Genomic DNA, 20,600 nt, shown 5'->3' on the forward strand with positions numbered 1-20,600 from the left:
TCCCCCCCCCCCCCCCCCCCCTACCCCCCCCCCCCCCCCCCCCCCCCCCCCCCCCCCTCCCCCCCCCCCCCCCCTCCCCCCCCTCCCCCCCCCCCCCCCCCCCCCCGGCCCCGGGGCCGGCACCCGCCCCTACAGCTGCCGGCCGCCGCCTTGTTCGGCTCGCCGGACACCTCGACGCCGTCGTTGTCGTTGTCCAGGCCGTGGTGCAGAGTTGGGGCAGCGTGCGGCAGGGAGACGGGTCCACGCGCCCGAAGGTTCACGGAGGGGTGGGTATGGCCGCGGTCGTGGTGGTTCACGGCATCTGGAACCTCGAGCCCGATCTGACGCCGGAGGAGGCGGCGACGGCGAAGGGCTTGAAGTACCGGGAGGTCTTGGAGCAGGGTCTGGCCGCGGCGCGTCTGGGGCACGTCCCGGTCCCGGATGTCGTGATGGCCTACTACGCGCACCTGCTGACGAGCGCGCCTTTGGAGCAGCAGGCCGGCGGGGACGAGGACCGGCTGGAGGACCTGTCGGAGGAGCAGCTCCTGGAGGCGTGGGAGTGGCTGCTGCTGATGGGGGTCCCGGAGCCGAGGGAAGCGCAGGCCGGGTGGCTTGCTCCGGTGCGGCAGGCGGTGGGATGGCTTGCGAGCGAACGCCAGGGTGGCAAGATCACCGCGCGGGCGCGCCACATCGTGATGGACCTCATCGAGCGGGTGATCGTGGCTGTGCTGCGGGACACCGACTCCTACACGTCGCGTCCCGAACGCCGACGAGCGGCGCGGGCGGTGGTGGCGGAGGCCGTCCGCCACCACCGGCCGCAGGTGCTGGTGGCGCATTCGCTCGGGTCGGTGGTCGCCTGGGAGGCACTGCACGCGTATCCCGAGCTGGAGGTGGAGCTGTTCGTGACCCTGGGGTCGCCGCTGGGACTGCCGGGGCTCGCACGGAAGCTGGAGCCGGAACCACGGGGTGGGAAGGGCACGCGTCCGCCGGGCGTGGGGCAGTGGGTGAACATCGCCGACGCGGGCGATCTGATCGCACTGCCGCCGGAGCTCGGGGGGATGTTCCCGGTCGACAGGCACGCTGTCACCGACACCGGGGCACTGGGTTTCCACGCTTTGAAGGGCTACTTGGCCGACGGGCTGACCGCGACAGCCCTGGCGCCATACCTGTCGACCTGACGCATCTACACCTGGGCGCCACGAAACCTGGGCGCCACGAACGCGGCGACGGTGGCGCCGGCGTGGGCGAACCGCAGAAGGAGAAGAGGGTTGCCGGTTCGGGGACGATCGCTGGTAGTCGGGATCGGCGGTTTCCCCGATCGGGCCGGCTCCGAGGAGGACCGCGCGCGGGGTGTGGGATCCTTCCCCCGCCTGAGGAGCGTGGCCCCGGCGGCCGAGGAGGTTGCCCGTGCCCTGGAGCGCGCAGGCCTGCCGGCCGTGCTTCCTCCGGTGATCGATCGCTCCAGGAGCGAGGTGAAAGCGGCCTGGAAGCTGGTCCGGGACGACTGCATCGAGCGACCACTGGACAGGTTCATTCTCCGCTGGCCGGACACATCGAACCGGTCCACGCGGTGGCGACGACGGTGCTGCCCGACGGCCGCGCCGTCACCGTCACCAGCGATTGGTCGGGCGAAGTCATCGTGTGGGACCTGACCGCCGGGAAACGGATGCACCCCTCCATAGCCGTCGCCGCTTCGATGCCACCCCTTGCTGCCACCGCGAACGGCGTCCTGGTGGGTGCCGGACCCGACCTCACCTGTCTGACATGGCATGTCCCGTCCCGCGATTCGGACCGGAGCCCGCGCTGACAGCCGACGCCTCTCGGCCCCCGGCAGCCGGCTGACGGCACGTCTCCCCCCGAGCGTCCCGCCGTACCTCGGGCCTCTGCCGGACGGACGGTGCTGGGCCACCATCTCCTGCTACGGGCTACGCCCGGCGTGAAGGGCCCGTCCTCAGACTCCCATCCGCGGGGTCGAGCACGATCACGTCCCAGCCGTTGCCGACCGCGATCGTGCCATCGGGGCGCACGGCAACGGCCTCGACCCGGGCGGGTTGCGGGAGAACCGCAAGAGCCTCGCAGGTCTCCAGGTCCCACACCCGGACGGTTCGGTCCCAGCCGCCGGTCACGGCGATCGGACGGCCGCCCACGGTGGCGCAGGCCACCGCCCTCACCAGACTCGTGTGGCCGGTGAGCACGACCCCCGGAGTGCCGGTGGCCAGGTCCCATACCCGGGCCGTGTGGTCCTGGCCGGCCGTGACGGCGACCGGGCGGCCGTTGACACTGGTGCAGACGACCCCGTACACCTCGTTCGGGTGTCCGGTCATGACAGCGAGCCGCTCGCCCGTCACCAGGTCGCAGATCCGCACGGCGCGGTCCCTGCTGCACGTGACGACGACGGGCCTGCCGTCGACGACGGTGCAGGCCAGCGCGTCCACGCCCTTCTCGTGGTTGAGGACGTCACTCACGGGCTCACCGGTCATCAGGTCCCACACCCGTACCCAACCCGCCCGGCTCCCGCCGACGACGACCGGCTTGCCGTCGAACGTCGTGCACGCCACGGTGTCCACCGCTTCCCGGGTCGGCGTCGGCAGATCGACCCACTGGTCTCCCGCGACCAGGTTCCATACCCGCGCCGAGCTGTCCAGACTGCCGGTGACAGCGAAGGGCTTGCCGTCGACGACCGTGCACGCCACCGCCGTCACTCCCGACTTGTGGCCGGACAGGACGGCCCGTTCCAACCCGGTCTCCACGTCCCACACCCGCACGGTTCTGTCCCAACCACCGCTCAGGAAAACGGGGTTGTCGCCGATCTCGGTGAACACCGCCGTGCGCACCTCGTCGGTGTGGCCGCGGGAACCGCTCGACTCCGCGGTGGAGGTCAGGTCCCACACCCGCAAGGTTGAATCCCGACTGCCGGTGACGGCAACGGGCAGACCGTCCACGACGGCACACGCCACACCGTCGATGCCGGCACTGTGACCGCCCAGGACGGCCCGCGCGGTTCGGGCCTCGAGGTCCCACACCCGTACGGATCCGTCGTTGCTGCCGGTGACGGCGATGGGCCGCCGGCCGACCGTGGTGCAGGCCATGGCCTCCACGTGCTTGGTGTGACCACGAAACGTGTGGCCCGGGCCGCCGGTGTCCAGGTTCCACAGCCGCACGTCTCCGAACCAGTGGCCGGTCACGGCGACGGGCAGCCCGGCGACCACGGTGCACGCCACCGCGGCCACGTCCGAGAAGCCCGTGTCGAGTTCCCACACCTGATGGGTCTCCAGATCCCACATCAGGGCGGGCAAGACCGTGGCGAAGACGATGGCGACTGGCCGACCGTCGACCTCGGTGCATGCCACCGCGGCCACGTGTCCGCCGTCGGAGTCGGTCAGGATCTCGGCGATCTGGCTTCCGGTGGCCAGGTCCCACGCCCGCGTCGTGTTGTCCCAGCTTCCGGTGACCGCCACCGCACGGCCGTCCACCACCGTGCACGCCACCGCCTCCACCCAGCCGGTGTGGCCCCTGAGCACGGCGATCTGGCTTCCGGTGGCCAGGTCCCACACCCGCGTCGTGTTGTCCCAGCTTCCGGTGACCGCCACCGCACGGCCGTCCACCACCGTGCACGCCATCGTCCCGACGATGCCGGTGTGGCCCCTGAGCAGGGCCCGTTGAGTCCTCGTGGTCAGGTCCCACACCCGCACCGTGCCGTCCAGGCCTCCGCTGACCGCGATCGGCCGGCCGTCGAGGACGGTGGTCGCCACCGACTTCACCTCGGTCGGTTGCGTCAGCGTTGCCTCCAGCTGCGGGCTGGTCTGCATCCCGGTCGCCCAGCGCGGCCGCCAGGCCAGATCGCGGCACAGTTCCCAGTGCAACTCCGTCGCCCGGTAGCGGACGGCGTCGAGCGCGAGCACGAAGCGGCGGTCGGCGAGCGACCCGTCGCGATGACGGTCGGCGGAGGCGAGGTACACGGCCCGTACCAGTCGCGCCCGGCTGCTTCGCGCGGTCTTCAGAGCCGGCAGCAAGGTGTCCGGCTGGGCACGCAGGACGAACTCGGTGTCCGCGAGGAGCCCGTCGATCCGCCCGCTCGCGTCCGCGTGCGTGGCGAGGTGGCGCAGCAGGTAGGGATGGGCGACGGCCCAGTCCGGCTTGCCGTCGGCACCCACCGGTACGGCGTCGAGCAGAGCCTGGAGGACGACCGCAGCATCGACGGTCGGGGCGGTGTGGTCGGTGAGCGCCTGGTGGAAGTACCGGTAGAGCAGCCGCCCGTCCGTGTCCGCCGTCGTCCGCAGGTAGAACGAGGCCTGGGTGAGGGCGTCGCGGGTGTCCTGGAGGCTCGGCGGCAGGGCGGAGCCGTCCTCGGCGGGGACGTGCGCGCAGGCGACGGCGTGGATCAGGTCGAGCGGCATGCCCTGGCCCCGGGCGTGGCCGAGGACGGCCAGCACGGGGCGAATCCACGGGTTGGCCGCGGCCAGGGTGCCGACGTGGAGGTCGAACATTGCGGTCAGCTCGCAGGGCGGGTCGACGACCGGCTCGCCTGCCGGAGTGCCGAGCAGATGGTCCGCGTAGAGGGCCGCGATCAGGAAAGCGCCATGATCGGCGAACCGGGCCAGGCGGTGGGCGACGGCATGAGCGGTCGCGGGCGCGTGGTGGGGGTAGAGCAGGTCGGTGAGGTACTCCCCAAGGTCGCGGCCGAGGTCCTCCCGGCTCTGGCCGTCGAGGTCGAGAAGGGCGCCGCGCCCGGCGGTGACGGCGTGCCGCAGGTCGGCGAGCTGGTCCCACCAAGGGCGGGTGCCGATCAGCACCCGGCAGTGCGGGGCGGGGTCGTCCGGTCCGGAGCCCGACAGGGGGAGGAGCAGTTCGCGCAACAGGCCGCCCGGGTCGGCCGCCTCGTCGAGGGCGTCGAGGATCACCACGACCGGCCCGGCGGTGCGCAGCCGGCCGAGCAAATGCCCGGTGGTCGGCGCCTCCGGGGCCGGGCCCAGTGGGCCCGCCCCGTTTGAGTCGTCCAGCTGGCACAGCAGCGACTCCACGACCTGCCGGGTGGTCAGCTGCCGGGCGTGGACAGCGAGGACACGGGCCGCCGGGGCTGGACGAAATCCACGGACCCGGGCGACGATGCGCTGGCGGATCGGCGTGAGCGCGGGGTGGGTGAGGCACGCGGTGACACCGAGCAGGGCGGACTTGCCGGATCCGGGCCCACCGGTGACCACCAGCAACCGTCCCCGCCCTCCGTCGACGTCGTCCAGCCAGGTCTCGATGGCACGCAGTTGCTCCGTGCGTCCGCTGAAGAGACAGCTGTCGGCGCGGGTGGTGCCGACCGCCCGGGAGGCGAAGTGCAGCAGGTCCAGGCCGGGATCGCTGTCGACGGCGAACTGCCGCAGCGCGGCATCCGTACGGGCCAGGAACCGGCCGGCCGCGTCGGCCGCGTGGCCGGGATTGCGGAAGAACGGCGGCGGTTCCAGCACGGCCTCGTCGTGCGGAGTGCGGACCACGGTCTGCCCGCTGCCGCCGTCCGGGGTCAAACGGCGCAGCTCGCGGTCGATCTCCGCAGCCAGAGTGTCCACGGGGACGTGCTCCAGCGCGGGCGAGAGGTCCAGCCAGCCCTTCGCGAGCCGATCCAGGACGGTCGCGGCGGCGTCGCTGAACCGGGCACCGTAGGCGGCCTCATCGGCCGCGCAGGCCGCGATGACCCAGGTCTTGCGCCGCGCCCCGGACAGCCGCAAGGCGGCCTGCGACGCCAGCGCCTGGCCTCCCCCACAGACGTCGAGCAGGAAGAGCGCCGGGCCGGAGCGCCGGGAGTGCTCGACCCGACGGATCAGCTCGGCACTGCTGAGGGCGGTGGCGGGCAGATCGCCCGAGTCGCTGTCGCGCACCGCGAGGTACAGGTCGTCGCCCACGACCGCGCCGTGGCCGCAGAAGTGCACGACAAGGGGCTGCGCCTCCGCCCGGACCCGGTCGAGGGCTGATTTCGCGGTCTCGACATCGGGGTCCAGCAGTGGCTCACCGGTCGGCACACCAGCCCGGGTCAGCGCGTGTGCGACCCGCCGCACGGCACCGGCGACGCTCGGCAGCGGCCCGAACGGGACCGTTCCAGCCGCCCGGTCCTCCTCGGAGACCACCCTTTTGGGGAACCCGCCCGCACCCATCACCAACGATCGAACCGGCACCTGCTGCCCTCCCCATCGACGCCGCGCACACCAAACCCGAACGGTGCGGCACACGTGACATGACGATTCATCAGAAGGAAAAGGTAGGGCGCGACCGCCGCCGCCGGCAGGACCTTCGCCAAAGAGCCGCCCAGGGTGTGAACATCGAACGGGCCGGGCGCCGTGCTGCCGTACCGGCCGACGAGGTGGTTCCGCCGATCTCCGGCGGCCGGACGTGCCGCGCGGCGAGCTCGCACCACAGGGAACTCCAGCTTGACCGCCCGTCGCATGTCCTGCGCGAGCAGCTCCACCTCGTGCCGGTCGACACCGTGCCCGCGCCAGGACGCGCTGGATGACCCTCTCCTGGCGCCAGCGGGTACGAGGGCACCTGCCAACCGCGCATCCGCAGCAGGTCGGAGAGGTCGTACAGGTTCCAGCCGACCGAGTCCGGGCCGGTCAGCGCGTACGAGATGGGCAGGTCGTCACCCAGTACTTCATGGTCCTGCGGCTGAGCCGCCGGGGGGCGGGCCTGCCAGGCCTGTGCCGACACCGCGCAGCCCCTCGCCCGGCAGGTCGCCGAGGTGGGCCCCTCCACCCTGCTCTACGACGGCGCAGGGGTGCTGCCGGTCTAGGGCCAATGCCACTGACTTAACACAGCACCCACAAGCCGTTGACCTGCGGCGATGATGGAGCCAGAGGGCTCTGGAAGGCCGCAAAGTCAGTGGTATTTGGTCTAGGGCGCGTATCGAGTCGTGATCATCGGGTGGTCTTGGTGAGGTCTTGGATCCAGATCATCGAGGCGTGCAGGTGGAGACTGGCGAGGTAGCTGTCGGGAGTCTTGTCGTATCGGGTGTCTCACCGTCCCAGTTCCGACCTCCTGGTACGTCACGCTTTGGGGCGGGTGAGGCACGTGGAGCCGACGTGAGCCGACCGGTGCACTGATGTCCGGGCGGGGACTCATGGGACATGGCCCGGCACCCGGCTCAGGTTCCGGGGAGGATACGGCGCGTTTCGTAGGCCCACATCGCGATCTCGACCCGGTTGCGGGCGCCGAGTTTGGCCATCAGGCTGGCCAGATGCGTCTTCACCGTGCTGAGGCTGATGTGCAGTGCATCGGCGATCTCGGTGTTGGTCAGCCCGCGAGCGACGGCGAGGAGCACCTGCTCCTCGCGGGCGGTGACGGGGGAGACCGGCTGGGCCACGGGCCGGCCGGCGGGCAGGTCCGCGAATGCCTGGAGCAGACGGACGGTGACGCTGGGCGCAATGAGCGCCTCACCGCCGGACGCCGACCGTACGGCCTGGGCCAGAAGGTCTGGTCCCGTGTCCTTGAGGAGGAATCCGCGGGCGCCGGCACGCAGCGCGCCGTAGACGTACTCGTCGAGGTCGAAAGTGGTGATGACGACCACGGCCAGCGGGTCGGCGACGCCCGGGCCGGCGACCAACCGGGTGGCCTCGAGCCCGTCGATCACGGGCATGCGGATGTCGAACAGGCAGACGTCGGGGCGCAGTTCGCGGGCCAGACGTACCGCTTCCTGTCCGTCAGCGGCCTCGCCGACCACCTCGATGCCGGGCTGGGCGTTCAGCATGATCCGCAGCCCGGTGCGGATGATGGTCTGGTCGTCAGCGACGAGGACGCGGATGGGCACCGCTCTCGGTCCTCCCTCTCGGCAGCTCGGCTTCGACATGCCAGCCCTGGTCGGCGCCGGGGCCGGCTTGTAGTTTGCCGCCGAGCAGGGCAGCGCGCTCGCGCAGTCCGGCAAGTCCGTATCCGGCACGTCCTCGGCCGGTGCGGTGGCCGTTGTCGCGCACGCTCACCCGTACCGTGTGCCCTTCCGCGGTGACCCGGACGACGAGCTCGGTCGCGTTGACCGCATGGCGCATGGCGTTGGTCACCGACTCCTGCACGATCCGGTAGACGGCCGCGTCCACGGCCGGGGGCAGCGTGTCCAGTTCGCCGTCGAGCCCCAGGTCGACCCTGAAGCGACCACCCGGGGTGCGCACTAGGCGCTCCAGATCCGCGACTCCGGCAGGGGGCGCCAGCTCGGCGCCGACCCCGCGGTCGCGCAGCGCGGCGACCATGGCGCGCATTTCCTCCAGCGTGCGCGCTCCTTCCTCCTCGACCCCCTCCAGCGCCTCGACGGCGGCTGACGGGTCGGTGCCCGCGAGCACCCGGCCCGCCTGGGCGATGATCACCATGGCCGACACGTGGTGGGCCACCGTGTCGTGCAGTTCCCGGGCGAGCTGCTCACGCTCGCGGGAGCGCACCTGCTCCAACTGCCGCTCGCGAGCGGTCACCCGGAACCGCACGGCAGCCCCGACCACGCCGGGCAGCAGCAGGAAGACGAAGCCCAAGACATTTTCGACGACCGGGGTCTCGTCCGTGACGGAACACAGCGCGCTGGCCGCGAGGATCACCGCGCTGCCCAGCACGATCTCGCGTCCCGATCCCCACCGGGGCAGCGCGTACACCAGCACGAGCATGACCGCGCCGGTGTCCAGGCTGACGGGCTCGCGCGGTGCGGCGACGAGGGAGGCCAGCTGGAGCAGGATCACCGAGCCGAACGCCAGCGTGACCATCGCCAGTGGGCGGGTCCGGCGCCACAGGGGCAGCAGGCACAGCCATACGGCGAACACCACCGCCACCGGCCGCCACACGACGTTCTCGCGCAGGGTGGCGTCCAGCGCCACAGCGGCAAGGCCCGCGGCGAGCAGCGCCCAGTCCCGCCGCACCCGGGCGGGCGCGTCGGGCGGCCGGGGTTCGGTCCACAGGGTTCGCAGGTCGTCTCGCAGCACGGTTCTCAGCTTAGGGATCGCGCCGTGCCGCGCATCGGCCGAAAGGACGGGTCGTCACTCCGCCCTGGGGCCGACGGATCCGCGGCCCGCGGGCCGATGCCGCGGAGCGCCGTGGCGACGAACCTCGGCATCGGCGGCCGTACAAGGACGGCCGACGAGGTGGTTGGAGGAACCGATGCTCTCGAAAGCCCTGTTGCGCCTGGGCGCAAGCGCCGCCCGCCATCCCTGGCGGGTGATCGCGGCATGGCTGATTGTCGCCACGCTTGCCGTCCTCGCCGCGATCGCCATCGGCGGGCGGACCGCGGACTCGATGACCGCTCCGGGACTGGACTCCCAACGGGCCGCGCAACTGATCGAGCGGGCCGGCACCGGCCAGGAGGGGATGACCGCCCAAGTGGTCGTCACCCCCCTCGACGGCGGTGCGACGTTCCTCGACCACGGCAGCGCGCGCACCGCTCTCACGCGGCTGCAGACCGAGGTGCAGCGGCTGCCGCACGTGCTCGGCACGAGCGACCCGGCGGGGGCACTCGACGCAGGCGGGGACACCGCCGTGCGCGGCGGCCTTGTCTCGGCCGACGGGCGGATCGCGGTCGTCCGGGTGCAGTACCCCGACCAGAGCCGGCTGTCGGCCGAGGACCTCGAGGCCCTCGTCGATCTCGGCGACCGGCTGCGCGCCGAGCTGCCCCTGCGCATCGAGATGGGCGGGAACCTCTTCTACGTCTTCTCCGACCCCGCTGGCGGCGCAAGCGAGCTGATCGGCCTTCTCGCCGCGGCCGCGATCCTGTTCCTGGCGTTCGGTTCGCTCGTCGCCGCCGCGCTGCCGATCGGAATGGCGGTCTTCGGGCTGACCGTCGGGGTTGCCACGATGACGGTACTGGCGGGGGTGACGGACGTCCCGACCTTCGCCCCTGTCCTGGGCAGCATGGTCGGGCTCGGAGTGGGCATCGACTACGCGCTGTTCGTGCTCGCCAGGCACCGGGAGTACCTCGCGCGCGGGCTCGATCCCCGCGAGGCGGCGGGGCGAGCGGTGGCCACGGCGGGGAGGCCTGTGGTCTTCGCCGGCGGCACCGTCGTCGTATCGATCCTCGGCCTGGCGGTCGCGAACGTACCGTTCATGACGATGGGCGGGCTCGCCGTCTCGATCGTCGTTCTGACCATGGTGGTCGCGTCGGTGACGCTGCTGCCGGCCTTCCTCGGCGCCGCCGGCCCACGCCTGGCCCGAGCCGGCCGGATCGGCCGGGCTCTGCAGACCAGGAAGCTGGGTCGACTCGCACGGCGGCGGGACCCGGCGGCAGGCGCCGCCCACGCCGCCGGGTGGCGTCGCTGGATCGGGCACGTCAGCCAGCACCCGGTGCCGTACGCGGTCGGCGCGGCGGGGCTGCTGCTGACCGCGACGCTGCCCGTGCTCGGCCTGCGCGTCGGCCTGCCCGACGACGGCTCACTGCCCCACAGCCGTACCGAGCGCCGGGCCTACGACCTCGTCGCCGAGGGGTTCGGCCCGGGCACCAACGGTCCCCTCGTCATCGCCGCGGACCCCACCGGTGATCCGGGAGTGCTGGACCGACTCGTCGCAACGGTCGCGGCGGATCCGGGCATCGCATCCGTCGCGCCGACGCACATCGATCGGGCCACCGGCATCGCGACCCTCGTGGTGTTCCCGACCACCAGCCCTCAGGACAAGGCCACGGCCGACACCATCGCCCGGCTGCGCACCGACGTGCTGCCCACGGCGATCGGGCACGGCCCGGCCAGGGTCCACGTCGGCGGCGCCGCCGCGAGCCTGTCCGATGTGGGCCAACGCACCAGCCAACGCCTGCCGGTGTTCGTCGCCGCCGTGCTGGCGATGTCGTTCCTGCTCCTGATGCTGGTCTTCCGCTCGATCCTCGTACCGCTCAAGGCGGTACTGCTGAATCTGCTGAGCATCGGCGCGGCCTACGGCATCATGGTCGCGGTCTTCCAGTGGGGCTGGGGAGGCGCACTCATCGGGCTGGAAGCGACGGTTCCGATCGTGTCGTTCATCCCGATGTTCCTCTTCGCCATCCTGTTCGGCCTGTCGATGGACTACGAGGTGTTCCTCCTCTCCCGCGTACGCGAGGAGTACCTGCGCACCGGCGACAACGGCACGGCGATCGTTGAGGGCGTCTCGGGCACCGCCCGGATCATCACCTCGGCCGCCCTGATCATGGTGGCGGTCTTCCTGTCCTTCGCCGTCGCCGAGGACCCCTCCGCCAAAATGTTCGGGCTCGGCCTGGCCACCGCGATCTTCATCGACGCCACGGTCGTACGCATGGTGCTGGTACCGGCGACCATGACACTCCTCGGCCGGACCAACTGGTGGCTGCCGAAGTGGCTAGACCGGATGCTTCCCCGCGGCCCGGTCGGCACCGACGACACCGACGCGGAATCCACGGGTGAGGCCCCGCGTCCACGGCTGGTTGACCGTTGACTCAACTCCTGCCCGCCCTTGGCGTCCGGCACCTCAGCGCGTCACCTAGGGGCATATCGAGTCGTGATCATCGGGTGGTCCTGGTGAGGTCCTTGATCCAGATCATCGAGGCGCGCAGGTGGAGACCGGCGAGGTAGCTGTCGGGAGTCTTGTCGTATCGGGTGGCGATGCCTCGCCATGCTTTGAGCTTGTTGATCAGGCGTTCGACGGTGTTCCGCTCCTTGTAGAGATCGGCGCCGTGGCTGACGGGTCGGCCACCTCTGGAGCCCTTCTTCTTCCCGGTTGGCGGCCTGGTCCTTCGTCTCCGGGATGACCGCCTTGATACGGCGTTTGCGCAGGTGGGCGCGGTTTCCGCGGGACGAGTACGCCTTGTCCCCGGCGACCGCGTCCGGCCGGATGCGGGGTCGGCCGACGGGCCCGCGTACCCGTACCTTTCACCGGCGGCCTCACCGTGCCGCTGGCCCGCACCCTGCTGGCCACCGCACCGACCCCCGGCCAGGCCGCCCGACTCACCCGCACCCAGCTGAAGGCCGTGCTCAAGCGAGCCGCCAACACCGCCAGGGAGGTCCGGCCCACACAGGAGGTCTTCCACTGTGTCGGCTGCGGCCACCAGGCGCACGCCGACACCGTGGGAGCCATCAACGTTCTACAGGCCGGGCTGGTCCGTCGCAACGCCCACAAGGGTTAGCGAGAAGCCCCGGCCTCAGCCGGGGGAGGAGTCACCGACTTCTCGGTCACGACCTGGGGCTGACAGAACATTACGGCGATCGCCAGCTGGTGGCTCTGCTCAGGTGGTTGACCGTTAATGATCCGCAACACTCGGTAGACGTCGCAGCACCAGGTTGTTCACGCCAGGGCCTACCCTGGCCGCATGATCAATGGCGGACACGTCATCATCTACAGCCGTGATGCGGAAGCGGACCGGGCCTTCTTCAGGGATGTGCTGGAGTATCCGTACGTCGATGGGGGAAGCGGTTGGTTGATCTTCAAGCTTCCGCCGACCGAGATCGCCGTGCATCCCGCGGAGGGCCCGGAGATGCAGGAGCTCTATCTGATGTGCGACGACGTCGACGCAACGGTGAGAACTCTGGCCGCGAAGGGAGTGGAGTTCATCCAGCCGGTCACCGATGCGCGCTGGGGACGGCTGACCAGGTTCCGTCTGCCGGGCGGCGGCGAGGTGGGCATGTACGAGCCCCGTCACGAGCGGGCTACCGATCTGTGAGGCGTCCGGTACTGGGGATTCCTCAATGGCCGGTTCGCCGTCAGCGGATCAATGACCGGGTCGACCTTCTGAACAGAGCCACTGCCGGTGGTGAGGAGAGTCTTTCGGGGGTGCTGCCATGACCGCGCGCGTACCTTGTCCACCGGCTCCCGGGCCCCTCGTATCGAACCCGACGCGTACGACCCGAAGCTCGACGTCGATTTCACCCTGCTGCGCGAAGGGGGTCTGAACGTCGTCGGCTCGGACCAGGCCGCGTGATGCCGGGGGCGGCCACGAGCGGTGAGGCGGCGAGCAGCCCCGTGCGCGCGGGCCGGTGTCTGTACCGCGCCGGGTGCGCCCGCGGCGACGACGCGGGCGCCGAGTCGTCAGGCGGGCTGGACGGTGATTGTGCAGAGGCGCTTGGTGGCCCGGGTCAGGGCTACGTACAAGTCCCTTTCCCCACCGGGGCGGGCCGTGATGATTTCCTCGGGGTTCATGACGACGACCCCGTCGAATTCCAGGCCGCGTGCTTCGGACGCCGGCACGATGCGTGCGTGGTGAGCGATGCCCTGGGCCGTCAGCTCGCTCACCCTGGTGTCCGCGCAGATCACTCCCAGAAGCTCGCCCGGGTGCGCGGTGCTCTGGGCGCGGAGTTCCTGAACGACGGCGGTGACCAACCCGTCCGGAGGTGTGGTCACGGTGCGAGGGCTCTCACCGCTTCGCAGTGACCGTGTGGGCTTCTGATCCGGAGCGATCCGCGTGAGCAGGTCCCGGACGCTCTCCAGGATCTCCTGCGTGGTGCGGTAGCTGACGGTCAGGTCGTGCAGTTTGAACCGCGGTCCGACGTGGGGGCTCAGTGCTTCCTTCCAGTCGCGTGCTGTCGCGACCGGGCCTGCCTGGGCGAAGTCACCCACCAGCGTCATCGCCCTTGCCGGGCAGCGGCGGACGATCATCCGCCACTGCATGGCGGTCAGTTCCTGCGCCTCGTCGACGACGACGTGCCCGTACGTCCGCTCGGGGGGGCCGTCGACCAGGCTCGCCGCCTCGTCCAGCAACGGCACATCGGCATCGGTCCACGAGTCGTCCGGACCGCGCAGCAGAAGGGACCGCTCCTGCGCGGTCAGGCGGGGCAGGCGCTCGGCGAGAGCCGCGGCGTTCGTCAGGAGCGCCTTCAGGAGGTCGCCGGGTACCAGCCGCGGCCACAACACGTCGACCGCTCGGTCGACGCCGGCGTCGTCGAGGAGATCGGCTCGGATGGCGTCCAGGTCCAGCTCGTGGGCCGGACCCGAGTCGGCCGCACCTTCGGCACGGCGCTGGGCGGCTCCCGTGAACCGGTCGAGGTTGATACCCGTCATCCTTTCGGAATCGGCGTCGATCTGCTCCAGGAGGTCGCCCATGTCTCGTTGCATCGCGTCGGTGACGGCGTCGACCAGGAGCTCCCTGAACACCTGGCGCGCGGGGTTGTGCCCCGGTACGGCTGCCACGGCGGCGTCGCGTGCCGCGGCGACTTCCTCGCCGGACAGGTGAACCAGTTCCTGTCCGACCCGCACGGTGAAGTCACCGGCGGGGGCTTGGTGGACGCGCAGCAGGCCGGCCAAGGCGTCGGCGAGGTCGGAGCTGCCCTTGAGACGCGCCGTATCGAACGGGTCCACCGTGTCCGTGGACACTCCGGCCAGTTCCCGGCAGGTCGCCAGAACGACGTCGTTCTCTCCGAGCGAGGGAAGGACCTGGGAGATGTAGTCGAGGAACCGGGCGTTCGGGCCCACCACCAGGACACCCTCCTCCGCGGCGCGCGGGAACGCGTACAGGACATAGGCCGCCCGGTGCAGGGCGACCACCGTCTTGCCGGTGCCGGGCCCGCCCTGCACCACGGTCACCCCGCGGTGGGCGGAGCGGACGATCTCGTCCTGCTCGGCCTGCAGCGTCGCGACGGCCGCGTGCATCATGCCCGTACGCCGTGCCGACAGAGCCTCGGTCAACGGGCCGTCACCCACGACGTCCTCGTCGGTCGGGGCGGTCCCGTCCAGCAGTTCGTCGCTCACCGAGATGACCGTGCGCTCCTCGAGGCGCAGGTGCCGGCGCCGCCGCAGGTCCATCGGGTGGACCGGTGTCGCCTCGTAGAAGGGCCGCGCCGCGTTCGCGCGCCAGTCCACGAGCAGAGGCAGGTCATCCTCCTCCCTGTGCAGTCCGATCCGCCCGATGCGCAGGGCCGTACCATCCGTCCAGTCGATGCGCCCGAAGACCAGCCCCTTTTCGGCGCCCTCCAGCCGGCCGATTTCCTTGGCCAGACGCTCGGCGGCGATTTCTCTCCCGTATGCCTCACCGGCGCTTTCCGCCGGGGCCTTCAGCACACTCGCTCGGTGTACTCGCGCCTCGGAAAGCCGCTCGGTGAGCAACTCATACAAGGAGGACACATAATCCCGCTCCGATTCAACCGCACGCACCGCGGGATCATTCATTTTCGACAACAGGGGGCTCCTTCGATTCGAGCCACACCTTACGGTCAAAGCTCCCCGAAGATAAGTCTTGACTTACTTGGTGAAGCTATGGCCCTACGACTGGATCCATGACGGCTGACCATATGGCGTATCATGCATTCCGCCGTTCCGTATATCGCTAATTGCGCTCCCGATGCCCGCCTGCCTTATGGGCGAGCCCGCCCTTGGATGCCGGCGATGTTTTGCCGCGCTCGGGAAAAGGGGGAAGATCCGGCGAGGCGACCGGCGCCATCGAGCTCACTGCCAGGGGGCATCTGGTCGCTTCGTCTGGCGACCCGACCGAGGAGACGAGCGCAGAATGGGTTATGCCCTGTCGTACGCCGGTGGGGCATTCTGGATCGCTGGACGTGCTGAAGAACGCCGACTTCCTTACCGCACCAGGCTCGACCTGGAGCCGACCGTCATCGTGCCCGGCCCCCGCACCACTTCGGACATCGCCGAGCGGGTGGCCGCAGGGGCTCGGGGGCGTTGACCTCCTTTGCCGCGTGATCCGATATGCGGCGCCCCAGCCGTCGTGGAGGAGAGCGAAGGCGGCGTCCATGGCGCGTTCGGGGTCGTCGGTGCGATGGGCGAAGACCGAGGTCTCCAGAGCGAAGTAGGCAAGGGCGGCGCACCGGTAGTCGTCGGGCCGGCTGCTGGTGGCCTCGGCGATGGCTCGAACTCGACGGCCTCGCCGCGCGGACGCGGTTACCCCTCCGGCCCACCGCAGGGCCGGAGGGGTAACCGGGTGAGCACGGCCCGACGTCCGGGCTCGGGTAAGCGGATGTTCTCCGGGTGCCGACACCGACGCCCGCTTCAGCTGTCCGGACCGCCGAACCAGCGGCCTGCGGCCCGCTCGAACGCTTCACGATCAGGTGCGCGCTCGCCTGCCCAGGCGACCACGCCGTCAGGCCGGACCAGCACGGCACCCAATCCGAGGTCGTCCTTCGCCGGACCGGCCGCGTACCGCATCCGGCTCTCCCAGCCCCTCGCCGAACCGTGCAGGCATCGGTCGGCGCTGAAGTCGAGCGTGACGCCCCGTCCGTCCCGCATCAGGTCGCCAAGACGGGTGCCGTCTTCCAGACGAAGGTCCGGGGCGCTGCGGCCGACCAACGGGTGCTCGCTGCCGAGGTCGTAACGGATGGACGACCCCGACATTCTGTCGAACACGTAGGTCGCTCCGTCACGGGTTTCGATCAGTTCGCGAATCACCCCTTGGATGGCCTGGCCGTGCGGGTCCGGCCGCATGGCCACCACCTGTGCGCGCGACCAGTCGAGCACCGCTGACCCCACCGGATGGCGCTCGCGGTTGTAGGTGTCGAGAAGTCCGTCCGGCGCGTGTCCGTGCACGGCCGCCGCCAGCTTCCAGCCCAGGTTCAGGGCATCGCCGATACCGGCGTTGAGACCCTGCCCGCCCAGGGGCGAGTGGATGTGAGCGGCGTCGCCCGCGAGCAGGACGCGTCCCCGCCGGTAAGCCGTCGTCTGCATCGCCCGATCGGTGAAGCTCGACGCGAGACGGACCTCGCTCAGCGTCACGTCGGTGCCGGACACCCGGCGCAGAACCGCCTGGAGATGGTCGCGCGTCGGCTGCTGCGAGCGATCGAACGCGCCGCCGTCGAAGTCCATCATGCCGATGTACCCTGCCGCGGGCTGGAGGTACATGCCCGTCGGCGTCAGATTGAACCCGGGGCTCAGCTTCTCGGGGTCGGCGACGGTGGCGAGCATGGTGTAGCCGGTGAACAGCGGCTCGGTCCCGACGAAGTCGAAGCCCGCGAGCCCGCGTACGGTACTGCGTCCGCCGTCGCAGCCGACCAGCCAGCGCGCCGTGTACGCGTGTTCCCCCGCTTGCGCGATCACGCTCTCGTCGTTGTGCGCGATGGCCGAAACCGTGACGCCGCGCCTGACTTCCACGCCCAGCTCGGACGCCCGCTCGGCCAGCACCGCCTCGATGGCTTCGAGGTGTGTCGGCATGCCCTCCGGTGCCGGGCCGGGCAGCCGGTACGGCAGGGCCGCGGAGTCGATCTTGGCCGGATCGAGCATCATGCCGGCGAAGTGGCCACCATGACGAGGGACTGACGGCTCGTCCGGTCCCGGGTGCGCGCCGGGCTCATCGTCGACGCCCGATGCCTTCAGCAGCTGGTGCAGCATCCCGCGGCGGTAAAACGCCTGGACCGAGGCGGAGGACAGGCCCCGGATGCCGAGCGGCAGCGCCTTGAACGGCGAGCGGGGGCCCGGCTCCCGCTCGAGCACCAGGACCGAGCAGCCCGCGAGGCCGAGCTCGCAGGCAAGGAACAGCCCCACCGGGCCGGCGCCCACGATCACTACGTCATGCACAAGAGATCCCCTTCCCTGAATCCACAGCCGGATCGGCACCCGGCAGGACCTCTCGAAGGTCCCAGAGCCCACCTGCATCTGACCGACGCATCACCGACAGGCCGCTGACACCCCGGACCGCACGGTCCAGGGCCAACTACGGGCCCGGGGCTACGCCGAGGCAGGGGTCTGACACGGAGGCTCTCGTCCGGTACCACGGCCCTGCTTCTACGCGGTTGACTCGTGTTGCCGCCTTTGACTGCGAGGGTCGGAGCCGAGCCTGCTGTATGGCCAGAGGGCTCCGAGCTTTACCGGGCTGACTTGGCCGCGGTGTCGGAAATGTGGACGTGCTGCGTGAGGAAGAGGGCTGCGCGGTCCAGCGCTTGGTCGGCCTCGTCGAGCACGCCGGCGAAGGACTGGAACACGTGGGGTACGTCGGCGGTGATGTCGAGGATCACGTCCACTCCGGCTGCGCGGGCGCGGGCGGCCAGGCGGGTGGAGTCGTCCAGGAGCACTTCGTTGGTGCCCGCCTGGAGGAGCATCGGCGGGAAGCCTGTCAGGTCGGCGAGGACGGCGGGGCTGAGCATGGGCTGGTGCGGGTCGGCTCCCGCCAGGTACATGGCCCCGGTGTGTCCCAGGCTCTCGCGGGTGAAGAACGGGTCGATGCCTGCCTTGGTGTCCATGCTCTCGCCCGTCCGGGTGGCGTCGAGGCCGGGGGAGAAGGCCACGATCGCGGCAGGCATCGGGAGACCGGCGTCGCGGGCGGCGAGGCAGGTGGTGACGCTGAGGCCGCCTCCGGCGGAGTCCCCGGCGAACGCGATGGTCGAAGGGTCTTCGCCGCTGTCGAGGAGGGCGCGGTAGGCGCTCAGCGCGTCCTCGATTGCGGCCGGGAACGGGTGCTCGGGGGCGAGCCGGTAGTCCAGCGAGTACGCCGTGAACCCGGTCCTGGCCACGAGGTTCCCCGTGAGCGACAGCGCGGTCTCGGGGGAGCCGAACACCCAGCCGCCGCCGTGGAAGTACAGGATCGTCCCGGTGCGCGTCTCGGTGCCCGGCTCGACGGACAGCGCCGGTCGGTCGCCGAGTGTTGTCTTGGTGATGCGGAGGCCGTCCGGGACGACCATCTGGGCCATCATCGCCTTGAATCCGGCTCGGATCGCCTCGACCGACTGGGGGCCGTCGGGCCGGGGCTGCCGCAGCATCGCGCTGACCTGCGTGCGCTGTTCCTTGCTCATGAGGCGTTCTCCTGCCGTAAGTAGCTTCTTTCGCACTATATGCCGCGGCATCTAACGTAGGCTATATGCCATGGCATCTAAAGTGAGCGGTGAGACGGTCGACCTCCCGAGCTTCTTCGCCGACCTCGTCCGATGCGAGACGCGTCTGTACAACGCCCTCAACGACCGTCTTCGCGAGCGGCACGGGATCGTCACGTCACAATTCGAGTTCCTGTGCCACCTCCGCGACCACCCCGGGGCCCGGGTGGCGGATCTGGCGGCGGAGTTCGCCATCGGCATCGGGTCCACCAGCAAGGGCGTCGACCGCCTGGAGCGGCAGGGATGGGTCGCCCGCATGCCGAACCCGTCGGACCGCCGGTCGTCACTGCTGGAACTGACCGACGACGGCCTGCAGTTGGTCGACGTGGCAGAAGGGACCTTTACCGAGCGGTTGGCCGAGCTGGTCGCAGATGCACTCAAGGCGTCCCCCATGACGGCCGCCGCGCAGGCCCTCTCGGAGCTGCGTTCCGTCCTGGAACGCGACCAGATCGGCACGCCCACGGGCTGACGCGTTCTCGCAACCCCGACGAAGAGGGGCCATGGGGCTCGCCGCCGCGATCGCGTTCGCAGCGGGGGTGGCGCCGGCCTCGGCGTCAGCGCCGACCGCGACGCGGCAGGGCGGTGGGATCGCGTCTCCCTCGCGTCCCGCGAACCGCTACGACGTGGGCCTGCTCCTGGCCACCGGCGGACCCCACCGCCGACCGACCCACCACAAGACCGGCATCAAACACGCCGCACGGGATGAGCCACCAGCAGATCCACCGGGATGACCAGGAGTGAACCCGGCAGCCCAGGACCGGCAACCCGGATGGGAGGATCTTGCCGACAGTTCTGTGCGAGGAGAGCAAGGTGGACGACCGCTGGAAGCATGACCACTCCGGATGGGAAGAGGTCGTGCTCGCCGCCCGTGAGCGCGCCCGTACCCGGCAGGCCCTCATGGTTGAACGCTTCGGACTGTCGGGGGACGTGCAGTACCAGTGGTCGATGGACGACGCGCAGATCAGGTGGTCGCGCGACGGGAAGGTGTTCCTCACCGGACGGCTCACGATGATCGGCAGTGTCAGCCTCGCCCAGCAGTCCTGGCTGTGGTCCTGGGCGAACGAGTCGCTGCCGCACGCAGTTCTGGGCGACATCGAGCGGGTCCGGCAGTTCGGTGAGGAGGGCGACTACCCCGTCCTGCCATGGCCAGGCTTCAACTACCACCCCGAACTCGTCGCTGAGGCCCGGATGGTCGCGGCATCTGTACTCGACGCCGAGGGACTATGGGCGGAGTCCACCGGCGACGTGCAACTCCACTTCCTGGTCCATGACTTGGCGCTCACCGCCGAACGGCGCTGACGGGCAGGCCCCGAGGTTGCCGGTACTGGCCGTCGGACGTTCAACGGCAAGCTCAGGGTTGTTGCCGGATGAGGCGCAGTTCGAAGGCGGTGCACCGGTTGTACCGGTTGTACCGGTTGTACCGGTTGTACGGGTTGTGCGGGGGAGGGGGTCCGTCCCAGTCGACTTCGTACAGGACCTCTCCGGGCCGGCCGCCCCGCAGCGGCACGGTGGCGGCGATGTGTCCGTGGGCGAGATCGGCGTAGCGGCGGGCGAGGTATCCGGCCTCGGACCGCCAGTGGTCCAGCGAGAGGCGGCGGGCGTCCGTCCGGCGGCCTACCTCACAGCCTGAAGCCCCGCACCAGAGTCAGGCCGTGCTGCGGACTGTCTCCGTGCATCACCGCCGCGCTCCTTGTCGTCGCTTGCGGAGCAGATTTCGCGCCGAGCCGAGCCGCCGACGTTGCCTGCCGCACCGCTCGTTGACGTCCCGCCGCATCCACGGGATTTCGGACGGGTCGTAGCCAGACCGCGTATCCGACGGACGCCGGGCGGGCCCGCGGGGCACCCCGTGCACCTGGGCGTGGGGTGGCCGCCCCGCGGCCACGGCCAGGGCCGCAGGAGAGCGGAAGAGCACACATCTTAACTCCCGTCCCCCCCGACTCGACC

At 70.7% G+C, this 20,600-nt stretch carries 15 protein-coding genes and 1 pseudogene; 8 read left to right on the forward strand and 8 right to left on the reverse strand.

All coding sequences use genetic code 11. The features are described from left to right. Window positions 1-272: 272 nt before the first annotated feature. Entirely contained in the window at window positions 273-1,157 is an 885-nt protein-coding gene (locus tag ACZ6NC_RS23485; protein ID WP_465735747.1) for a hypothetical protein, read from the forward strand. Window positions 1,158-1,549: 392 nt separating this feature from the next. Next, window positions 1,550-1,786, forward strand: a complete 237-nt coding sequence (locus ACZ6NC_RS23490; protein ID WP_465735748.1) for a hypothetical protein — start codon at window positions 1,550-1,552, stop codon at window positions 1,784-1,786. Between the two features lie 118 nt (window positions 1,787-1,904). Here the strand turns inward: ACZ6NC_RS23490 and ACZ6NC_RS23495 are convergent, their stop codons facing one another. The 4 genes from ACZ6NC_RS23495 to ACZ6NC_RS23510 all read right to left on the reverse strand — a co-directional run bounded on the left by ACZ6NC_RS23495 (window position 1,905) and on the right by ACZ6NC_RS23510 (window position 8,909). Next, the gene (locus ACZ6NC_RS23495; RefSeq protein ID WP_465735749.1) at window positions 1,905-6,137 is read right to left on the reverse strand and encodes an AAA family ATPase; all 4,233 of its coding nucleotides are present in this window, start codon (window positions 6,135-6,137) and stop codon (window positions 1,905-1,907) included. Next, the gene (locus tag ACZ6NC_RS23500) at window positions 6,116-6,427 is read right to left on the reverse strand and encodes a hypothetical protein (RefSeq protein WP_465735750.1); all 312 of its coding nucleotides are present in this window, start codon (window positions 6,425-6,427) and stop codon (window positions 6,116-6,118) included. Before ACZ6NC_RS23500 ends, ACZ6NC_RS23495 begins: the two co-directional genes overlap by 22 nt. Before the next feature lie 672 nt (window positions 6,428-7,099). Beyond that, the gene (locus ACZ6NC_RS23505) at window positions 7,100-7,762 is read right to left on the reverse strand and encodes a response regulator (protein ID WP_189717500.1); all 663 of its coding nucleotides are present in this window, start codon (window positions 7,760-7,762) and stop codon (window positions 7,100-7,102) included. Next, on the reverse strand, window positions 7,737-8,909 hold the full coding sequence (locus ACZ6NC_RS23510; protein WP_465735751.1) for a sensor histidine kinase: 1,173 nt from the start codon (window positions 8,907-8,909) through the stop codon (window positions 7,737-7,739). The genes ACZ6NC_RS23505 and ACZ6NC_RS23510 overlap by 26 nt, the downstream gene beginning before the upstream one ends. Window positions 8,910-9,084: 175 nt before the next feature. Here ACZ6NC_RS23510 and ACZ6NC_RS23515 point away from each other — a divergent pair, with 175 nt between their 5' ends. Beyond that, window positions 9,085-11,355, forward strand: coding sequence for an MMPL family transporter (locus tag ACZ6NC_RS23515; protein ID WP_465735752.1), 2,271 nt, complete (start codon window positions 9,085-9,087; stop codon window positions 11,353-11,355). 67 nt (window positions 11,356-11,422) lie between these two features. Here the strand turns inward: ACZ6NC_RS23515 and ACZ6NC_RS23520 are convergent. Continuing rightward, window positions 11,423-11,789, reverse strand: a pseudogene (locus tag ACZ6NC_RS23520) (transposase); the annotation flags it as partial. Window positions 11,790-11,806: 17 nt separating this feature from the next. On the opposite strand from ACZ6NC_RS23520, the gene ACZ6NC_RS23525 reads away from it, so the two are divergent. The 3 genes from ACZ6NC_RS23525 (at window position 11,807) to ACZ6NC_RS23535 (ending at window position 12,835) form a co-directional block, all read left to right on the forward strand. Beyond that, a complete protein-coding gene (locus ACZ6NC_RS23525) occupies window positions 11,807-12,043 on the forward strand; it encodes a hypothetical protein (RefSeq protein WP_465735753.1) in 237 nt (78 codons plus the stop codon). A 183-nt stretch (window positions 12,044-12,226) separates the two neighbouring features. Further along, window positions 12,227-12,577, forward strand: coding sequence for a VOC family protein (locus ACZ6NC_RS23530; RefSeq protein WP_465735754.1), 351 nt, complete (start codon window positions 12,227-12,229; stop codon window positions 12,575-12,577). Between the two features lie 135 nt (window positions 12,578-12,712). Continuing rightward, the gene (locus ACZ6NC_RS23535; RefSeq protein ID WP_465735755.1) at window positions 12,713-12,835 is read left to right on the forward strand and encodes a hypothetical protein; all 123 of its coding nucleotides are present in this window, start codon (window positions 12,713-12,715) and stop codon (window positions 12,833-12,835) included. Window positions 12,836-12,942: 107 nt separating this feature from the next. Here ACZ6NC_RS23535 and ACZ6NC_RS23540 read toward each other — a convergent pair whose 3' ends face one another. From ACZ6NC_RS23540 to ACZ6NC_RS23550, 3 genes are all read right to left on the reverse strand, one after another. Next, window positions 12,943-15,015: a HelD family protein gene (locus ACZ6NC_RS23540; RefSeq protein ID WP_465735806.1), complete on the reverse strand. Its 2,073-nt coding sequence runs from the start codon at window positions 15,013-15,015 to the stop codon at window positions 12,943-12,945. Window positions 15,016-15,849: 834 nt separating this feature from the next. Continuing rightward, a complete protein-coding gene (locus ACZ6NC_RS23545) occupies window positions 15,850-17,367 on the reverse strand; it encodes an FAD-dependent monooxygenase (RefSeq protein WP_465735756.1) in 1,518 nt (505 codons plus the stop codon). Window positions 17,368-17,654: 287 nt separating this feature from the next. After that, the gene (locus ACZ6NC_RS23550; RefSeq protein ID WP_465735757.1) at window positions 17,655-18,578 is read right to left on the reverse strand and encodes an alpha/beta hydrolase; all 924 of its coding nucleotides are present in this window, start codon (window positions 18,576-18,578) and stop codon (window positions 17,655-17,657) included. Between the two features lie 70 nt (window positions 18,579-18,648). On the opposite strand from ACZ6NC_RS23550, the gene ACZ6NC_RS23555 reads away from it, so the two are divergent. Both ACZ6NC_RS23555 and ACZ6NC_RS23560 read left to right on the forward strand, forming a co-directional pair. Beyond that, window positions 18,649-19,125, forward strand: a complete 477-nt coding sequence (locus tag ACZ6NC_RS23555) for a MarR family winged helix-turn-helix transcriptional regulator (RefSeq protein WP_465735758.1) — start codon at window positions 18,649-18,651, stop codon at window positions 19,123-19,125. Window positions 19,126-19,436: 311 nt separating this feature from the next. Further along, window positions 19,437-19,955, forward strand: coding sequence for a DUF6882 domain-containing protein (locus ACZ6NC_RS23560; RefSeq protein WP_465735759.1), 519 nt, complete (start codon window positions 19,437-19,439; stop codon window positions 19,953-19,955). Window positions 19,956-20,600: the final 645 nt, after the last annotated feature.

The sequence above is a fragment of the Kitasatospora sp. NPDC041988 genome, from assembly GCF_055588525.1.

Bases quoted from the DNA above. Each gene is read 5' to 3' on its own strand.
- ACZ6NC_RS23485 (WP_465735747.1), top strand. From the start codon at position 273: ATGGCCGCGGTCGTGGTGGTTCACGGCATCTGGAACCTCGAGCCCGAT.
- ACZ6NC_RS23515 (WP_465735752.1), top strand. From the start codon at position 9,085: ATGCTCTCGAAAGCCCTGTTGCGCCTGGGCGCAAGCGCCGCCCGCCAT.
- ACZ6NC_RS23530 (WP_465735754.1), top strand. From the start codon at position 12,227: ATGATCAATGGCGGACACGTCATCATCTACAGCCGTGATGCGGAAGCG.
- ACZ6NC_RS23540 (WP_465735806.1), bottom strand. From the start codon at position 15,015: ATGAATGATCCCGCGGTGCGTGCGGTTGAATCGGAGCGGGATTATGTG.
- ACZ6NC_RS23550 (WP_465735757.1), bottom strand. From the start codon at position 18,578: ATGAGCAAGGAACAGCGCACGCAGGTCAGCGCGATGCTGCGGCAGCCC.
- ACZ6NC_RS23555 (WP_465735758.1), top strand. From the start codon at position 18,649: ATGGCATCTAAAGTGAGCGGTGAGACGGTCGACCTCCCGAGCTTCTTC.